This window comes from Actinomadura sp. HBU206391, from assembly GCF_014323665.1.
In the GTDB taxonomy this organism is placed as follows: Bacteria; Actinomycetota; Actinomycetes; order Streptosporangiales; family Streptosporangiaceae; genus Actinomadura_C.
Genome location: NZ_JABVEB010000517.1, coordinates 1 through 1,660, shown reverse-complemented (window position 1 = coordinate 1,660; position 1,660 = coordinate 1). Strand labels below are relative to the sequence as shown.

Annotated in this window: 2 protein-coding genes; one reads left to right on the top strand and one right to left on the bottom strand. The window is 69.6% G+C overall.

Annotated elements, in window-relative coordinates; translation table 11 throughout:
• The coding region (locus HKK72_RS39000) for a helix-hairpin-helix domain-containing protein (RefSeq protein ID WP_187239392.1) at nt 1–1,192 on the bottom strand (1,192 nt) is incomplete at its 3' end.
• Between the two features lie 128 nt (nt 1,193–1,320).
• Here HKK72_RS39000 and HKK72_RS38995 point away from each other — a divergent pair.
• The coding region (locus HKK72_RS38995; protein WP_222721691.1) for a hypothetical protein at nt 1,321–1,660 on the top strand (340 nt) is incomplete at its 3' end.

The window sequence follows — 1,660 nt, the reverse complement described above, 5'->3', positions numbered from 1 at the left end:
CCCGTACGGCGTCGCGCTGGGCGAGCATCTTCTCGTCGGTCATGCGCTGCATGTAGAGGTTCGGCGCGTGGTCGGTGATCGCGTAGTACTCGAGCCCGCGGCCGGCGGCCGTGGTGACCATCTCCTCGAGTGTCGCGAGGCCGTCGGTGAGGTCGGTGTGGCTGTGCAGGTCGCCGCGAAGATCCTCGGCCCGCACCAGTCGCGGCAGCTCGCCGGCCAGGGCCGCCTCGATCTCCCCACCGTCCTCGCGGAGGGTCGGCGGGATCCACGGCAGGCCGAGTCGCTCGTACACCTCCTCCTCGGTGGAGGACACGATCAGGTCGCCGGACTCGGCCTCGAACAGCCCGTACTCCGAGAGCTTCAGCCCGGCGCGTACGGCGATCTCCCGGATGTGCACGTTGTGCTGCTTGCTTCCGGTGAAGTATTGGAGTGCCGCGCCCCAGGACGCCAGCGGCACGACGCGCAGATCGACCTGCAGCCCCTTGGTGGTGCGGATCGAGGTCTTCTTGTCACCGCGGGCGATCACCTCGGACACGATGGGCAGCGAGGCGAAGGTCTCCATGAGCGGAGCCGGGTCGTCAGAGGCGGCCAGCACGTCGATGTCGCCGATCGTCTCCCGCATCCGGCGCAGTGACCCCGCGTGGGCGCAGCGCTCGCAGCCGGTCACCTCGCGGAGAGCCCCGACGATCTCCTCGGCCAGCTCGGTCGCCAGGTCGACCAGCACTCGGCCGCCGGACTGCTCCAGCAGCGCGATGCCGTGCAGGATGTTCTCCTCGGTCTTCTCACCGAAGCCCTTGAGATCGCGCACCCGGCCCTCGTCGATCGCCGTGGCGAGCTCGGCCACCGAGGTGACCCGCAGGCTCTCGTACAGCACCATGGCCTTCTTGGGGCCGAGCGTCGGGATCGCGGTGAGCGCCCGCACCCCGGCGGGGATCTGGGCGCGGAGGTCCTCGACCTGCCTGATGGTGCCGGTCTGCTGGTAGTCCAGGATCTTCTTGGCGATCGCCTCGCCGACGTTCGGGATCTTCTTCAGGCCCTTGAGGTCGAGGGCGGACACGTCCTCGGGATGGCCGCCGATCGCCCGGACGGCCTTCTCGTACGCCCGGACCTTGTAGGCCTCGCCGCCGGTGATCGACAACAGGTCCGCCAGCTCCTGCAGGAGATCCGCCACTTCGTCATTCGCCCGTGCCATGACGCCGAGTCTAGGGTCCGCCTCCGACAGTGGAGATCTCGTTCTCCGAGGTCGCGTACCGGGCATCTGACGTGCGGCCGCTGTTACGATCTTGCACCCCGAAGACTTGCGAAGATTGAGAACTGGATATGGCAGTGGAACCCTCGGAGCCGGCAGATGGCTTCGGTGAGGATTTCGTCAAGGGCGCGGCATTCGCCGAGCCGTCGGCTCGTGAGCGATCGCGAGGGCCCGGTCCGCTGAGGCGGGCGCGCGCCCGCCGGTCGGAGCGGCGGGCCGAGAAGCGCCGGCGGCGCGCGATGGTCGAGCAATGGCGTGATCCTGGGTACCGCGCGCGGGGCGGGATCAAGACGATGGCGAGCGCGCTCACCGGAGCCCTGATCGTGGCGGTCGTCGCCGCGGCGGTATGGGACGCACGCGGCGACGCACCGTGGCGGCAGGCCGCTCCGGCCATCGACCGCCCGATCTCGC